We start from the raw sequence: 14,938 nt of genomic DNA, 5'->3' as shown, positions 1-14,938 counted from the left end.
AATTCCGGCAGATGCTGCTTTATGTAACTAGCACCAACGTCTGACACTTTGACAGTAGTCCTTAAATTGCTGACCAAACAGTTGCGTTAGCATTTGTTCTTCGGGAAGGATCTGGAATTTATTCATATAGGGCACGAATAGTAAGGCAAATATCAATGCATAAGCATTACTCAAAAAACATCCCCAACCAATAAGGGCGGTAAAGAAACCCACATACATTGGGTTGCGGGTAAATTGATAAATGCCACTGGTGACTAAACTACTCGTCGATTCCGGTGCGGTAGGATTGACAGTGGTTTGAGCGCGCCGAAACTCCAATGCTCCAGCAAGCGTAAGTACGACTGCGATCACAACAGCTATTATCAATAGCACTATCTTGATGTTATCCAAAAACATGAATGACGGGGTAGCTTGGGCGATTAACCACATAATCGCGGCAAATAGCAACATCAATAATAATGGCGGAATTCGTAATTCAAGAAATTTCACTTCGAGGCTCACAGCAAAAACAACCGTTAATATTAGACCAGATTACAGGCAGGAGGTAAATGTTAGTATTGTTAGAGAATTTCTTAAAAATCAGATACAACCAGTAAATTATCAGTTTGTTATCCGTTTACTATCAGTAATATCAAATGATAGTGTTCAAATAAGCCCGCATCAACCATGGCTGATATTTCATTTATCACATGCTAACATCCAAGCTTTAAATAATTAGTCGTACTCGCGTTTTATGCAATTATCGTATTTGGCCGTCGTTGATATCTTTTTTCGTTTCGCAGCCGTCGGCATGACCGCGCTGTTGGTAACGTTTTACTTATGTCGTCGTGTCAATCTTCAAACAATGCTTGGTGCGAGTTTCTCCATTAGTTTAGTGGGTTTCATTCTGTTAACGGCTCCTATCGCAAATTCTCATTATGGTGCGTTAAGAGGCTTGTTTTTAACTCTCACCGAACTTTGCCCTTATTTTCTGTGGGCTTGGTCAATGTCGTTGCTTGACGACCACTTCAAACCGCAACAGTGGCCCAAGTGGCGATTTGCCTTGATAGCCACAGTTATCTTGTGGTTTTGTTATTTTTTCGGTGTAAACGAGGGGCGAGGCGTCCTGCATGACGTCAACCACGTCATAGAAGGGTTAGTATTGCTTCATATTCTGCTGGTGACATTAAAGGGATTCAATGATGATTTGGTTGATAGTAGGCGGACGACAAGAAAAATTTTCATCATTGGGGTAAATATCTATTTAATTTTTATCATTTCACTTGAATTAATCGATGCGCCATTGCGTGATTTCCCTATTTTCAGTGTTTCCCACGCACTATTGTTTGTCCTCTCTATTTGGGGGCTAAGTGTTTATCTCTTTCGCCATGCAGCTCAGCATATTAATGAGCTGGAAGTCTTCAATAGTGATGCACCGTTTTTAGATGCGGGGAATGTGGAGCGAGATAATAACGAACGGTTATTGTTAAAATCTGACACTAATAACAAACCAAATGGTATTCCCTTGGTGTTCGCTCCTGAGTACAAGAAGTTGCTTTCATTGATGGAGTCAGGTGGCTTTCAGGCAACTGGGTTAACGATAACGTCTTTGGCTGAACAGCTTGCCTTGCCAGAGCACCAATTGCGTATGTTGATTAATCGCCATATGGGATTTAGAAACTTTTCTGAATTTCTCAACAGCTATCGTATTCCGGCAGCTTGCCAGCAACTCGCTGACACCGAACAATTACGTAAGCCAATTTTAACGATTGCACTTGAACTAGGTTATGGTTCTGTTGGTCCTTTCAATCGTGCATTTAAGCAACAAATGGGTAAAACGCCGAAAGAATTTCGCCAACAATTTCAAAATTAGCGATGTTTTTTCAAAATCAACGAGAGATAACTTGGTGAATTAACTAATGTTTCATGCAAATTATTTGTAAAGGAATCATTAGATGTTTAAATATATCGCCTGTCTTGTCGTGCTACTAGTCACTTGGTTTTTGTGGCCAGTTTATGAGTTTTATGCCTATCGAGGAAAAGCAGAATTCTTACCTTTTTATCAATTTATCGATATTCCAACCGAAGGGCCAAAGTCACAATTCATTGGCGATGTATACTATCAAACTACTGGGGAAACCGTGCTTGAACTTGCATCAGCACATCAGCAAAAAATCAATGCGCCTGCGATATCAATCGCTGTTACTATGCATGGGGAGATAGTGTGGGCTGGCGCTTCAGGTTGGGCAGATATTGAAGCACAAATTCCCGTAACCCCAGATACTCAGTTTCGAATCGGTAGCACTTCAAAGGCCTTAACGAGTATCGGACTTGCGCGTATGGTTGATTTAAATCATTTCGATGTTGATGCCCCAATTAGCCGATATTTTAAAGAATTACCCAACCCTGAATGGGCGAACATGAGCGCACGTGACTTGGCATCACACACCTCAGGTTTACCTCATTACAGAGAAAATACTGATAAGCTCGGAATGTATCAAACATTGGCATTGTCGACACGATACGACAATGTAATAGATGCACTAACTGTATTTGATGACAGTGAATTATTATTCGCGCCCGGTTCGGACTACAGCTATTCCTCTTTTGGTACTGTTTTGCTCAGTGCTGTAATGCAAGAAGCGAGCAAAGTACCGTATCTAACTTGGATGAAACAGCAAGTTTTCTCACCATTGGGTATTAAAGCGACCACGGCAGAATTCGACAACACAACACCAGAATCACTTGCCACGTTTTATTGGAATGATCAGGGACGCAGTAAGCAAGTCCGACCGTGGCGTGATGTCGATTTGAGTCATCGTTTGGCTGGCGGGGGTTTTGTATCCACATCCTCTGACCTTGTTAGACTAGGCTCAGCGTTCTTAGATACTCAGTTTATTTCCACTGAGACACGAGAGTTATTTTGGCGTGCGCAAGCATTACCAAATGGGAAGATGCCGCCACACAACTATGCTGTAGGTTGGCGAACCATCTTGTTAGATCTTGGAGAAGCGATAGGTGAAGTACGTGCTGTAAACCACGGTGGTGTATCACGAGGCGCACAAAGTTGGCTAATGGTATTGCCAGAATATGACATGGCAGTTGCAGTTAATATTAATGCAAATACCGATGTTTTCGGCGATTTTTCACGTATTTCACGGGATATAGCTATGGTGTTTATACAAGCTAAACAGAGCAAAGAGCACATTGTATCAGTTCGAACGATGTTCAATGAATAACTAGCTTCACATTCATTTCACAATCTGGTCGTTAAAGTGTGTGTTATCGCTTATAAATGGAATCACGATATGCACAACTATATTGCGCTCGACAACCTTAGCCAGTCATTTGAAACGAGTGAGCAGCCTGTAACTTTGTTCAACAATATTAATTTGTCCATTAATCAGGGGCAAACGTATGCCATTACAGGACCCTCTGGTGTTGGCAAGTCCAGCTTGCTTATGTTGATGGCAGGGTTAGAGCAAGGGTCATCAGGACATGTTTGGTATGTTGAACAAGGCCGTCGACAGTCGATAGAGGCATTGAAGCCATACACAGGGTTTATTTTTCAGCAATTTCACTTATTACCTGAGCTAACGGCACTACATAATGTCGCTTTACCATTAAAGCTTAGAGGAGATAAGCAGGCGCTGGAAAAAGCAAAATTGTGGCTGGACAAAGTGCATTTATCACATAGAGCTAATCATAAACCCAGTCAACTCAGTGGTGGTGAGCAACAACGTGTCGCTATTGCGCGCGCATTAGTCTTCAGTCCTAAGTTCATTTTTGCCGATGAGCCTACGGGTAATCTCGATCAAAAAAATGCCAACGAAATTGCGGATCTGTTATTTGCTTGCTGTCAGGAAAACGATGCAGGTCTGATTATGGTAACGCACAGTGATTCGTTAGCCAGTCGTGCTGAGCATGTGTACGCGTTAAATGACCGCGAATTGATAGCCGAGCATAAGAGCGCTGGCATTACTACGGCGCGGGAGGCAATATGTTAGATGGCACGATGACGACTAAATTAGCGTTGACCTGGCAGTTTCTTAAGGAAGATTTTAATCTTCCGCATCAACGATTATTAAGGTGGACTCAAGGCGTATTATTGGTGTTTATTATGACGCTAAGCCTATCCAGTACTTCAATTCAACACTACTTGCGTGACAATCTACAAAATTTGTTGGGGGCCGATGCGGTATTAGTGACGCAACGCGCAGTTGAGCGAGCGCTAATAACTGAAATACTGCAAAGAGCAGACGATGTTGTTGTGACGCAACAATTTACGGCCACATTAACCGCCAATGATAAATGGCAATCTGCCAAACTTAAAGCGGTAGATCAAGACTATCCACTACAAGGGGAACTACTAACAGCAGAGTCTCAACACGCGGAAGGCAATGCAACTCTCGGCGGACCAAGTCAGGGGAGTATATGGCTAGATGCGCGCTTGCTCGCTAGTTTATCGTTGCAACTTGGTGACACCATCCAAGTGGCAAACCAAATGTTCACTATTTCACGCGTGTTAGTTCATGAGCCCGATCGCATAATGGAAGGGCACACTGTGGACATGCGGGGTATGCTCAATATTCGAGATATGGAACGATTGAAAATTGCGGAAGAACTAACGCAATTTCGTTATTTGATAGCGGCGTCAAACACCCAAATTTCTCAATTGATTGACTGGCAAAAGCAACAACTTCCGGCGGCGACGCTAATGCATAAGCAGGGTAATCACCCATTAGCATTATTTTGGCAACGTACAGAGAATGTGTTGGGCTTATCGTCGATAATTTTATTCTTCATGGCAGCTATTGCGATGAAGCAGTTGTCGCAAGTTCATCAAAAGAAAGATCAGTACTTCTCTGCTATTTGTATGAGCTTTGGGGCGAGTAAAAATGCCGGCATCCAGTTGTCACTCTTTAAGTGGTTAATGAACTACGTATTGCTGATACCTGTTGCTTTGGCCATTGCGCTATTTGGCCACTGGCTCATTATTCAATGGCTGGGCGAAACCTTTACTGATTTAAGCTGGCAATGGCATGGCAAAACCATAGCGACAACACTAGCGAGCATATCATTAATTTTTGTCTTATTTCATGCGCCTGTTTGGTTGAGCCTAAGACAAGTCTCTGTGGCGAAGTTGTTTGCGGGGTATTCACTGCGTGGCAAGCAAATGTTGTTTCATGTGTTTAATCTCGCGATTCTGTTTCTCGTTGCACTGCAATATACAGATAATGGCTTATTGACTTTCATGATGGTCTCGGCAATTGCGATAACCATTGGCTTTATCCTCGTATTGTGTTGGTTGTCTTTGGTGGTAGGAGAAAAACTAACGCAAGGATGGTCAGGCTTATTACCGTTTGTGCTGTTTATGATGCGCCAACGTATCGTAAGCAAAAGTACGCAAATTCTTGGTATTGGCTTGAGTACATTCCTATTGCTATTTACCTTAATGCTGATGAAAGATATCGGCGCCACCATGGAAAACTATCAACGTCAAAACGACGGAAATCTAGTCGTTTCTCAAGCAACAGCAACACAATTTGCAGCGGTTGAAGATTGGGTTACTAAGCATAATGCTTCTATACGACAGCAAAAATCTTATCTACATGCCAAGCTTGTTTCCATTAACGACGTGCCCGTGGACGAATTTGCTGAAAAACCCAGTGATAGTTTAGCAACCCTGTCAAAACAAATACGCTTACACTGGAATGACCAACTACCCGAAAACAACCGCATCGTTTCTGGTACATGGTGGCAGCCCAACGAAAGCAATTGGCAGCAAATATCTGTTGAAGATGAAGTATTGACAGATCTTGGGTTGAACTTGGGAGACACCTTAACTTTCCACATCAACAATCAACTGCATGCGTTTGAAATAACTGCGAGCCACGCATTTAAATCTGGTGGTGGTTCAATTACCTTCTGGATACAAATGCCAACAAGTGCATTGGCACAGATTGATGCGCGCCAATTTACTATGGCGACATTGGAAATAAACGAACAAGATTGGCCTGCGTTGTCTCAGCTTTGGCAACAATTTCCGACACTACGTATGATGTCTATCAAAGAAATGACCGAACGATTTGATCGTACTCTTTCTATGATTACGAGTGTCATTAGTGGTTTTTCTACCATGATCACGTTGCTTGCCATAATCGTTTTGTTGGCATCTGTGAAAGCGTTTGAACAACAAGACAATAAAAAGAACAGCGTAGTGTTAAGTTTTGGCTTATCACATAAGGTATGTTTAAAGCTCAATTTAATCGAATGGTTAACTACTGCGATTATCACTGCAGGTGGCGCAATTTTGGGTACCTATTTCGCAGGCCTACTTATTTACCAATCGCAATTTTCATTGGTATATCAACCTGACTTTATCTGGCTTATCGGTGTTTTTATGTTGGTTATTGTGTCAATCACCACATTGGGCGTTCTCGCTAGCAAGCAATCGTTAAAGTCATCGGTACGCCAGCTAATGGCAGAAACCTAAAAATGTGCGTATTGTGAACGGATTTGGGTTTTCACGTTTATTTCACAATACGCCTGTCATGCTAATACCAGTCGATTATACGGATTGGTATTAAACCATCTCAATAAGAAAGGATGTGAAAATGAACTCAATTAAACTAATGAAACAACTATCAAGTTTAGTCATCACGCTAGCACTGGTGGTGTTTACTTCAGTACACGCTGGCGCTACAGCGTTGAGCAAAAAAGTGCTCATGGTGGTGAGTAGCAATGGTGAAGCACAAGGTGAAGTGGCGCCTGGTTATGAATTTGAAGAATTTGCTAAAGCCTATTTGATATTTCAAAACAATGGCATCGCTGTGGATGTGGCTAGCCCAAAAGGCGGTAAAGTTGAGTCGGACGAATTTAACGCTGACAAACCTCACAACGCTAAGGTGCTGGCAGACAAAGCCATCATGTATAAGTTGGCTAACACGCTAAAAACAACCGATGTCGACGCCAACACATACAATGGAATTTTCATTGTGGGTGGTAAAGGGGCGATGTTTGACTTACCTAAAGACAAGGCATTGCAACAGGTGGTTGCCGATATCTATCAACAACACGGTAGTGTAGCGGCAGTGTGTCATGGCCCTGCTGCCTTAGTTGATGTAAAACTTAATGATGGTAGCTACTTAGTAGATGGCAAAGCAGTTAACAGTTTCACCAATGTAGAAGAAAAATTATTCGGTAAAAAATGGGTCAAGCATTTTGACTTCATGTTAGAAGATAAACTTATAGAACGCGGTGCAAAATTTCAGGCTAGTCCCATTATGCTTAACCACGTTGCGGTAGATGGTCGATTAATTACCGGGCAAAACCCAACGTCAACAGTAGGCGTCGCCAATGCGTTAGTCAAAAACTTGGGAATTAACCCTGTTGTGCAATCGTTGGATAGCGAAGATACTACCTTGAGTGTTGTGGCTGAGTTTCTGGCGGGTGATACAACGGCGCTGACTAAATTTTTAAACAATGCTGAGCAATATCAATTGCCATTGGCTAGCATGTATGGCTATTACTTCGTGATGGTTGCCCAAGACGATGAGCAAAAAGCACAGGCGCTATCGTTGATGAAAGTCGCGCAACAGTCGTTGAAAAATAAATCACTAGATTTGCAAATAGCAAAAACCCAGCAAAAACTTGGGCAAGTAAAAGACGCAAAACAAACGTTAAATCAAATCCTTGAACGTCATCCTGATTTCAAAGCGGCGCAAGACATGTTAAAAACACTTTAAGAAGAGTTCTTTTCAGCTTGGATACGAGAAACACACTGATGAAGCAAAGTAACAACGCGTTGCAAATATTATTGATTGAAGATCATATGAATATTGCGCAAAACATTGCAGATTACATGGAAGGTAAAGGCCATGTGCTTGACTTTGCTTCTCAAGGACAGCAGGGATTATCACTGGCATTAGATAATTACTATGATCTGCTAATTCTCGATCTCAATCTTCCGGTGATGGATGGTCTAGCGGTGTGCGAGAAATTACGTGCGCAATCCGATCGTCATATTCCTATCTTGATGCTGACAGCGCGCGATAGCATAGAAGATAAAGTGACAGGATTTACCGTTGGCGCGGATGATTATTTGACCAAGCCATTCTCATTAGAAGAATTAGAAGTACGTTGCTTAGCCTTATCGAGGCGTCATTTATTGCAAAGCACAGATGAAGTAACCATAGGTACGCTAGTGTTTGATCGTAAAAAACAGCGAGCGACCAGAGAAGGGCAAGTATTAGACTTACATGCGATGGGATATCGTATTTTGAACGTGTTAGTTGAATCTTATCCGCAAGTGGTGAGCCGCTCTCAATTGATTCAAAAGCTTTGGGGCGACAATCCTACAGAATCTGATGCGATGCGCTCACATATCTATCAACTCAGAAACGCATTGGATAAACCTTTTGGTTATCCAATGCTGCGCACTGTGCACGGTGTAGGCTTTGTCTTAGAGGTAGAAGATGACAAGTAATATCAAGTCGACCAGTGGAGCTAAATTTCATCGACTCAGTACTAGAATTGTCACGCGATTTTGTATTTTCACTATAGTGATGGCGGCGATTTACACTGGATTTAGTTTTTTACTGTTATATAACCTTGAAGATAATTTCATTAATCGCGATGTGTACAACGAAGCGCAGTATTTGCATTCCCAATATGAACTGACGGGCAAATGGCCAACATCCAGAAATCAATCAATGTCATTGTACTTTTCAGTAGATGAGTTGCCCTCAGACCTTAAAGAGCAACACATTGCAGAACCCAATCGGCCTGAGTTTTATGGTGATGATCAACGCCATTATCACTTGTATAAATTTCCTATCGAGGAATCAGTATTCTTGGTTGCTGAAGTCAGTGAAATGTTAATTGTGCGCCCGCTAAAAGGGGGCATTTTTAAGATGCTGCTGGTTTTAGGCGCTGTACTCATTGTTGTGGCATTTTTTATAGCGTGGCTTTTAGGGCGCCAAACCGCAAAGCCGTTAAAGCAATTAGCTGAACTCGTTGATGGTGCAGCACCAGAGAACATTCCTGATACTTTTGCACATCAATTTCCTCGTAATGAGATTGGTATTCTCGCTCAAACATTAGAAGATGCAATGGGGCGCATTAAGCAGGCATTGGCGCGGGAAAAATGCTTCACCCGCGATGTGAGTCATGAATTGCGTACGCCTGTTGCGATCGTTAAGAATGCCGTGGAAGTCTATCGAAGCACTCCTGCTTCTGGGCAAGAGAAAAGTGCTTATGACAGCATCTTTAATCGCATTGAACAAGCAAGCGTGCAAATGGAACAAACCGTGACGACATTGCTTGCTTTAGCACGAGAAGAACACACTAGTGCAGAAAAAATTGCCACGCCAATTATGCCGATGATCGAACAATCAATCATTGATAATAGCCGATTGTTACAAGGAAAAGACGTTGATGTTGTTGTGGAGGATAATTGTGCTGCGGTGGCAGAAGTGCAACCGGGCATGCTTAAAATTTTGCTCGATAACTTGCTCAGTAATGCCTTTCAGTACACAGAACAAGGCAAAGTAACGGCAAGCTTTCAATCAGGGCAATTAACTATTGCTGATACTGGAGACGGCATTGAGCCAGAAATTTCGTCGAAAATAACCGAACCTGCAGTGAAAGGCAGTCAAAGCACGGGATATGGTTTTGGCTTATCGATAGTAAAGCGCCTTTGTGAACACCAAGGATGGCAGTTAACTGTAAAAAGTGAACAGGGCACTGCCATATCTGTAAAATTCTAATCGATAGATAAATGTACCTACTTGGCCAGCATGATCCACTTGCCGTTGGTTAACAGGTTTAAGTCTTGTGGAGCAAGTTTAAATACTGAATTAGGTGTGCCAGCTGCTGCCCAAATGGTGTCGTGTTGCTGTAGCTCTGCATCTAATAGGGTAGTGACTTGTTCATTGTGAGCAACAGGTGGTACGCCACCAATCGCATAACCTACTTTATCGCGGACAAATGCCGCATCGGCTTTTTCTAATGTGATGCCAGTAGACGCTTTAACCTTATCCATGCACACCATATTGGTACCTGAAGCGACGATAAGTACGGCTTCCCCTGACGCTTGATTCTTAAATATTAATGACTTTGCTATTTGATCAACGGTGCAGCCAATAGCGTTGGCTGCATCTACAGCAGTGCGAGTTGAGTCTGGCATTTGCTGCACATTAAATTCCTGTCCATGTTGATTGAGAAACGCTTGGACTTTTTGTGATGAGGTTTTTAGATCATTAGACATTGTTAAGGTTCCTTCTTGTAGATTGCATTTGGCTTTAGCAAGCGCAGTAATTGAAACAGGTATTGCTAATTTTTGCTCATAGTAAATTGTAAGCAAATTTTGTTTGATGATAATAACGATGAACAGGACAATTGAAGCGTTGAGCCAATGATAATCATTGGCTCAACAATTGGGGAATATGTTTATCTAATGACGATAAACAGTGAACCGCCTCTGCGGTTAATTTGTAATAATACAGACGACTTGCTGCGAGATAGTGCCTTGTTAAATGACTCTATGTCATAAATTCGCTGTTTATTTGCACCCACAATGAGGTCACCAACGCGCAAGCCACTGTATGCGGCATTTGAGTTAGGGCGCAAACTAGTAACAGTAACTCCCTCGCCATCTGGTGCATTTTCAAAATGGGCACCATCGAGTAAATGATGGAGCTTGTCTGCACTCGCTTCAGATTCTTGTGGCTTGCCAATTTTCACGGTTAAGGTCTTATATTTGTTGTCGCGGTATAGGGTGACTTTGACCTTTTGGCCAATAGCATGTGTGCCAATAACACTGCGAAGTTGTCCGGTTGACCTTGTTGCCTGACCATTCACTTGCGTGATGATGTCGCCTGACTTAATGCCAGCTTTGTCTGCTGGTGAGTCTTCAACGACATTAGTAACTAACACGCCTACCATACCATTTTCAAGGTCGAATGCGTCTCTAAGATCAGGTGTAATATCTTGTATCCCAACACCGATTTGCCCGCGTTTTACTTCGCCGTGCGTGAGTATTTGTTCCATGCTGGATTTAGCCATATTGGAAGGTATAGCGAAACCAATACCGACGTTGCCGCCTGCGGGGGCGATTATTGCGGTGTTAATACCCACTAATTCACCAGCAAGGTTAACTAACGCACCACCTGAGTTACCCGGGTTGATAGAGGCATCTGTTTGAATAAAGTTTTCGTATCCCTCAATACCTAACCCGCTTCTGCCCAAAGCACTCACTACGCCAGTGGTAACGGTTTGTCCTAAGCCAAAAGGATTTCCTATGGCGACAACGAAATCACCTACTTCAACTTGGTTGGAATCAGACAGTTTTACTTCGGTTAATTCGTCGGCGTCAATTTCTAATATGGCGATGTCGAGATCGGGATCAGAGCCGATAATTTTTGCTTGATAGCTTCTACCGTCAACCAATGAAACGCGAATGTCATCAGCTTGCTTGATTACGTGATAATTCGTCATCACTATGCCATCTTCAGCGTCAACAATGACACCAGAACCGGCACTTTGCTGTCTGCGTTTGGGTAATGTGTCGTATTGTTTTGGTGCAGGCAAATTAAAAAATCGTCTAAAAAACGGATCATTGAGCAAAGGATTGTAGTTATTTCTTTGTTCGGAATATGTCGCAATATTAACAACTGCGGGATTTACCTGCTTGAGCATGGGCGCTAATGAAGGAAATGGTTTGCCCTGTGCATCGACTGCAGGGAGTGTAGCTTGTACTCCTTGAGAGGCACAGAGGGCCAGTAAGAGTACAGCAAAACAGTGGCGTAAAGCTTTCATAATAAACTCCCTAGGTTTAAAGATTATGCCATTGTGAATAGGTTGATTAATTAGGGCTGCGGATGTCCGCAGCCCAGTTCTTTATGCCGCTTTTTCGCGTTTGTCTGAAACGTCAGATGATGCGTCGTGTTCAAGCACATTGGAATTGTTATTGATTGCGATGGTTTTTGGTTTCATCGCTTCGGGTACTTCTTTCACAAGTCCAATAGACAACATACCATCCTTAAGTTCCGCTCCAGTTACTTCAACGTGATCAGCGAGGTTGAATTTGCGCTCAAATGCTCTGTTGGCAATGCCTTGATGAAGATACTTGCGTTTCTCTTCTTTGGCTTTTTTACCACTAACAATGAGCTGGTCTTTATCCACGGTAATATCGAGCTCTGATAGATCGAAACCAGCAACGGCTAGCGTGATGCTATAGCGGTTATCGTCTACCACCTCAATATTGTAGGGTGGATAACCTGGAGTAACAGCCTCTGGATTTAAGGCGCTATCGAGTAGCCTGCCTAATCCATCAAAGCCTATGCTGTTACGATATAGTGGGCTTAGGTCAAATGAGTTCATAATATATCCTCCATAAGAAGCAATACATAATAAAAACAATCTTCGTTTGAACGGCTCTAACACCAAGTAATTAAACTGTGGTGCTCAACGACACCGTTTCACTAATTTAATTAGGGATTAATTACTTTTTTCCAACCTCCTTTACAATAAAAATTTGTTCAAGATTGAAAACGTTTATTGTTTAAACATCACCTCCTTAATATGTTTCACCTAGAGATCTTCACGATGGCAAATATCGTATTGTAGGCATTGCCTTTACGAGAGCTGAAACTCTACGAGCTGCTGTTTTAACGTGGCAATACCGCGTTGTTCGATTTGACGTATACGCTCTTGTGACACACCATATTTTTCAGATAGTACCTTGTGTGGTGTTTTTTCGGGATTAAGCCAGCGCTGGGTCAAAATATCACGTGTACGTTCATCCATTTCGCGAATAATAGCGTGTATTCTTACCATGGCTTTCTCGGTGAAATCACTTTGCACCAACACGTCACAGTATGATTGCGATTTGTCTTCTAGCAATTTGGTTTCGTTAGGGTGACAAAATTCTTTGTCGGCGTCTTCGCACTGTGAATAGATGAAGTGATCCGCCTGATATAATTGCGATTCCATATCATCCACATCTTCAACGCTTACCGATAGCTCATCTGCAATGTGTTGTTTGTCAGATAACGACAGCCAGTCACTGTGTTTTTTCAAGCGCCTCAGGTTGAAGAATAATTTACGCTTCGCTTTTGTCGTTGTCGCTTTAACTAAGCGCCAGTTGCGAATCACGTATTCTTGTATTTCAGACTTGATGTAGTGCACAGCAAAGCTCGCTAAACGAACTCCTACGCTTAAATCGAACTTTTTCACTGACTTCATTAAGCCAATTGTCCCTTCTTGCACTAAATCTTCTATGGGTAATCCATAGCCTCTAAAGTGCCGGGCAGTATGGGCAACAAAACGCAAATGTGAAAGAATGATTTTTTGTGCTGCACTTAAGTCGTCATGCTCCTGATAACGTGAAAACAGCTCTTTTTCTTCGTTTTCGTCCAGCATAGGGATGCTATTGACGAACTGCAAATAGGCGTCAAAGCTTCCACATGCGTAGTGGCCAGGAATCAAAAGTTTAACAGTCATAACCACTCCTTAATCGTCTTTCTTTGTTGACATAGCAAGGCGTTGAATGGCTCTTTGGTCGAATGCCGGGTGTCCCGGCATAAGCGCATTAATTGAGTTTCTTAAGTCCTGTTCAAACCTTGATTTCGCTCTTGGAATGTCGGTCTTAGAAACCGCCTTGCTCTCTTGCTTAACATGATGAGGCAACGAATTAGCTTGGTTGCTGATACTCATTGCTGAGGTCATCAATGCGCAGGAAAGTATAATGAGTGTTGTTAATAAATAGCGTACAGGTTTGTGTATTGAAATCATCATATATCCTCGTTAAAGCAACATAAAACAAAATCAAAGTGTCGTGCTAATGCCACGACCACATATATAGCAATTGAAATTAATATTTGACCAATTCAGTTATTTATATAGGGATTGGAAAATAAATTCCAACCCCCATATCGACAAAAAATGGTCTATTTTTCACCTATTCTTCGCTTGTATTTGACGTATTGCTACTGTCATTAGTTCCCTCGCTTGACGACTTTTTTGACACCGTTTGTTCTGTTTTATCAGAATCAGCTGGTGCGTCTGTGTAAACTGTTTCTGGTGACAGTGACGCTAACTCTTCATATGTAGCCTTTGGCAAACTGAACCAGTAATCAATATCGCTGCGGTTTACCAGATATTGCGTTTCATGTTCGGCAAAGGCAAAAGTAAACAGTTGATCAGATCGTGTTTTTACAATGACATTTTCGACCTGCTCAGGGGTGAATTCAACACGCTTGTTCACCCTAATGTTCTCAAAACGCTTAACGAGTTGACTTATTTTGTCGCTGTTAAGCAATTTGCCTTCGGGTAGTTTGGCAGGTGTGAGCAGTTGCCATGTGTCATCTTGTTTGGTCACGCCAATATTCGCTTGGCTAATCTCTTTGATCTCGTCATTAACTGCAAGCAGTGACTTGTCAAACCAAGAATCCAAATCAGTTGCAAGCTGATAACTGCTAAACTCAATGCTAAACACGTCGTCGCTGTTAGCTTTACGCACATAAAGCTGTTTAAATCGTGGTGACGTGCCAAGATAAATAGTTTCTTGCTCGCCATTTTCTAGCTTAAAACTGACTTTCTTTTCGTAACTATCCTCTGCCACTTTGAATCGTTCGTGACTGGACGATGTTGTCGTAACAGGCCACGTTAGTTGAGCATTTGCCAAGGTAGTTGTGACTGCTGAGAGCCTGTCGCTTGCTAGCGGTAATGCAATATGGTCTTTTACGCGCCAGTCATCGTCTTTTATTAGCGTCAACGATTCGTCTGCGGTACTGATGGTAATTTCAGAAACATCAACCATATCGCTGGCAATAAGTGACTGCTCAGGGCGAGTATCACCCTGATTAACATTGGGTATGAATAACAGACCAGCAATAGTGAACTGTAAAATGAGTAAACCAGATAACCACGTCATTACTTTATTCATTTTGCTCCT

14 protein-coding genes are annotated in these 14,938 nt (G+C 42.3%); 7 read left to right on the top strand and 7 right to left on the bottom strand.

What is annotated here, in order from left to right; all coding sequences use genetic code 11:
* Nucleotides 1-27: 27 nt before the first annotated feature.
* Nucleotides 28-489 carry a methyltransferase family protein gene (locus tag ACSLUK_RS05385; RefSeq protein WP_448547503.1) on the bottom strand — a complete coding sequence of 154 codons (462 nt, stop codon included), beginning with the start codon at nt 487-489 and terminating at the stop codon, nt 28-30.
* Nucleotides 490-733: 244 nt separating this feature from the next.
* Here ACSLUK_RS05385 and ACSLUK_RS05380 point away from each other — a divergent pair, with 244 nt between their 5' ends.
* The 7 genes from ACSLUK_RS05380 (at nt 734) to ACSLUK_RS05350 (ending at nt 9,749) form a co-directional block, all read left to right on the top strand.
* Nucleotides 734-1,852 (top strand): helix-turn-helix domain-containing protein, encoded by a 1,119-nt coding sequence (locus ACSLUK_RS05380; RefSeq protein WP_448547502.1) that lies wholly within the window; start codon nt 734-736, stop codon nt 1,850-1,852.
* Nucleotides 1,853-1,934: 82 nt separating this feature from the next.
* Nucleotides 1,935-3,218, top strand: coding sequence for a serine hydrolase domain-containing protein (locus tag ACSLUK_RS05375; RefSeq protein WP_448547501.1), 1,284 nt, complete (start codon nt 1,935-1,937; stop codon nt 3,216-3,218).
* Between the two features lie 69 nt (nt 3,219-3,287).
* Complete coding sequence (locus ACSLUK_RS05370; protein ID WP_448547500.1) at nt 3,288-3,986, top strand: ABC transporter ATP-binding protein; 699 nt, start codon at nt 3,288-3,290, stop codon at nt 3,984-3,986.
* On the top strand, nt 3,980-6,475 hold the full coding sequence (locus ACSLUK_RS05365) for an ABC transporter permease (RefSeq protein WP_448547499.1): 2,496 nt from the start codon (nt 3,980-3,982) through the stop codon (nt 6,473-6,475). The genes ACSLUK_RS05370 and ACSLUK_RS05365 overlap by 7 nt, the downstream gene beginning before the upstream one ends.
* 121 nt (nt 6,476-6,596) lie before the next feature.
* Entirely contained in the window at nt 6,597-7,727 is a 1,131-nt protein-coding gene (locus ACSLUK_RS05360) for a DJ-1/PfpI family protein (protein ID WP_448547498.1), read from the top strand.
* 38 nt (nt 7,728-7,765) lie between these two features.
* Nucleotides 7,766-8,467 (top strand): response regulator transcription factor, encoded by a 702-nt coding sequence (locus ACSLUK_RS05355; protein WP_448547497.1) that lies wholly within the window; start codon nt 7,766-7,768, stop codon nt 8,465-8,467.
* Entirely contained in the window at nt 8,457-9,749 is a 1,293-nt protein-coding gene (locus ACSLUK_RS05350; RefSeq protein WP_448547496.1) for an ATP-binding protein, read from the top strand. Before ACSLUK_RS05355 ends, ACSLUK_RS05350 begins: the two co-directional genes overlap by 11 nt.
* Before the next feature lie 17 nt (nt 9,750-9,766).
* On the opposite strand, the gene ACSLUK_RS05345 is transcribed toward ACSLUK_RS05350, so the two are convergent.
* The 6 genes from ACSLUK_RS05345 to ACSLUK_RS05320 form a co-directional block, all read right to left on the bottom strand.
* Nucleotides 9,767-10,249, bottom strand: coding sequence for a YbaK/EbsC family protein (locus tag ACSLUK_RS05345; RefSeq protein WP_448547495.1), 483 nt, complete (start codon nt 10,247-10,249; stop codon nt 9,767-9,769).
* Between the two features lie 182 nt (nt 10,250-10,431).
* Nucleotides 10,432-11,799, bottom strand: coding sequence for a DegQ family serine endoprotease (locus ACSLUK_RS05340; protein ID WP_448547494.1), 1,368 nt, complete (start codon nt 11,797-11,799; stop codon nt 10,432-10,434).
* Nucleotides 11,800-11,880: 81 nt separating this feature from the next.
* A complete protein-coding gene (locus tag ACSLUK_RS05335) occupies nt 11,881-12,363 on the bottom strand; it encodes an Hsp20 family protein (protein ID WP_448547493.1) in 483 nt (160 codons plus the stop codon).
* A 255-nt stretch (nt 12,364-12,618) separates the two neighbouring features.
* On the bottom strand, nt 12,619-13,485 hold the full coding sequence (locus ACSLUK_RS05330; protein ID WP_448547492.1) for an RNA polymerase factor sigma-32: 867 nt from the start codon (nt 13,483-13,485) through the stop codon (nt 12,619-12,621).
* 9 nt (nt 13,486-13,494) lie between these two features.
* On the bottom strand, nt 13,495-13,779 hold the full coding sequence (locus ACSLUK_RS05325) for a hypothetical protein (protein ID WP_448547491.1): 285 nt from the start codon (nt 13,777-13,779) through the stop codon (nt 13,495-13,497).
* A 163-nt stretch (nt 13,780-13,942) separates the two neighbouring features.
* A complete protein-coding gene (locus ACSLUK_RS05320) occupies nt 13,943-14,929 on the bottom strand; it encodes a DUF4340 domain-containing protein (protein ID WP_448547490.1) in 987 nt (328 codons plus the stop codon).
* Nucleotides 14,930-14,938: the final 9 nt, after the last annotated feature.

The sequence above is a fragment of the Thalassotalea fusca genome (assembly GCF_053485835.1).
Note: the sequence above shows the minus strand (reverse complement) of the source record. Positions and strands in the feature narration are given on the sequence as shown.

Coding starts and splice junctions, on each gene's coding strand:
- ACSLUK_RS05340 (WP_448547494.1), bottom strand. CDS start 11,799: ATGAAAGCTTTACGCCACTGTTTTGCTGTACTCTTACTGGCCCTCTGT.
- ACSLUK_RS05335 (WP_448547493.1), bottom strand. CDS start 12,363: ATGAACTCATTTGACCTAAGCCCACTATATCGTAACAGCATAGGCTTT.
- ACSLUK_RS05355 (WP_448547497.1), top strand. CDS start 7,766: ATGAAGCAAAGTAACAACGCGTTGCAAATATTATTGATTGAAGATCAT.
- ACSLUK_RS05345 (WP_448547495.1), bottom strand. CDS start 10,249: ATGTCTAATGATCTAAAAACCTCATCACAAAAAGTCCAAGCGTTTCTC.
- ACSLUK_RS05370 (WP_448547500.1), top strand. CDS start 3,288: ATGCACAACTATATTGCGCTCGACAACCTTAGCCAGTCATTTGAAACG.
- ACSLUK_RS05375 (WP_448547501.1), top strand. CDS start 1,935: ATGTTTAAATATATCGCCTGTCTTGTCGTGCTACTAGTCACTTGGTTT.
- ACSLUK_RS05320 (WP_448547490.1), bottom strand. CDS start 14,929: ATGAATAAAGTAATGACGTGGTTATCTGGTTTACTCATTTTACAGTTC.
- ACSLUK_RS05380 (WP_448547502.1), top strand. CDS start 734: ATGCAATTATCGTATTTGGCCGTCGTTGATATCTTTTTTCGTTTCGCA.
- ACSLUK_RS05360 (WP_448547498.1), top strand. CDS start 6,597: ATGAACTCAATTAAACTAATGAAACAACTATCAAGTTTAGTCATCACG.
- ACSLUK_RS05350 (WP_448547496.1), top strand. CDS start 8,457: ATGACAAGTAATATCAAGTCGACCAGTGGAGCTAAATTTCATCGACTC.
- ACSLUK_RS05325 (WP_448547491.1), bottom strand. CDS start 13,779: ATGATGATTTCAATACACAAACCTGTACGCTATTTATTAACAACACTC.
- ACSLUK_RS05365 (WP_448547499.1), top strand. CDS start 3,980: ATGTTAGATGGCACGATGACGACTAAATTAGCGTTGACCTGGCAGTTT.
- ACSLUK_RS05330 (WP_448547492.1), bottom strand. CDS start 13,485: ATGACTGTTAAACTTTTGATTCCTGGCCACTACGCATGTGGAAGCTTT.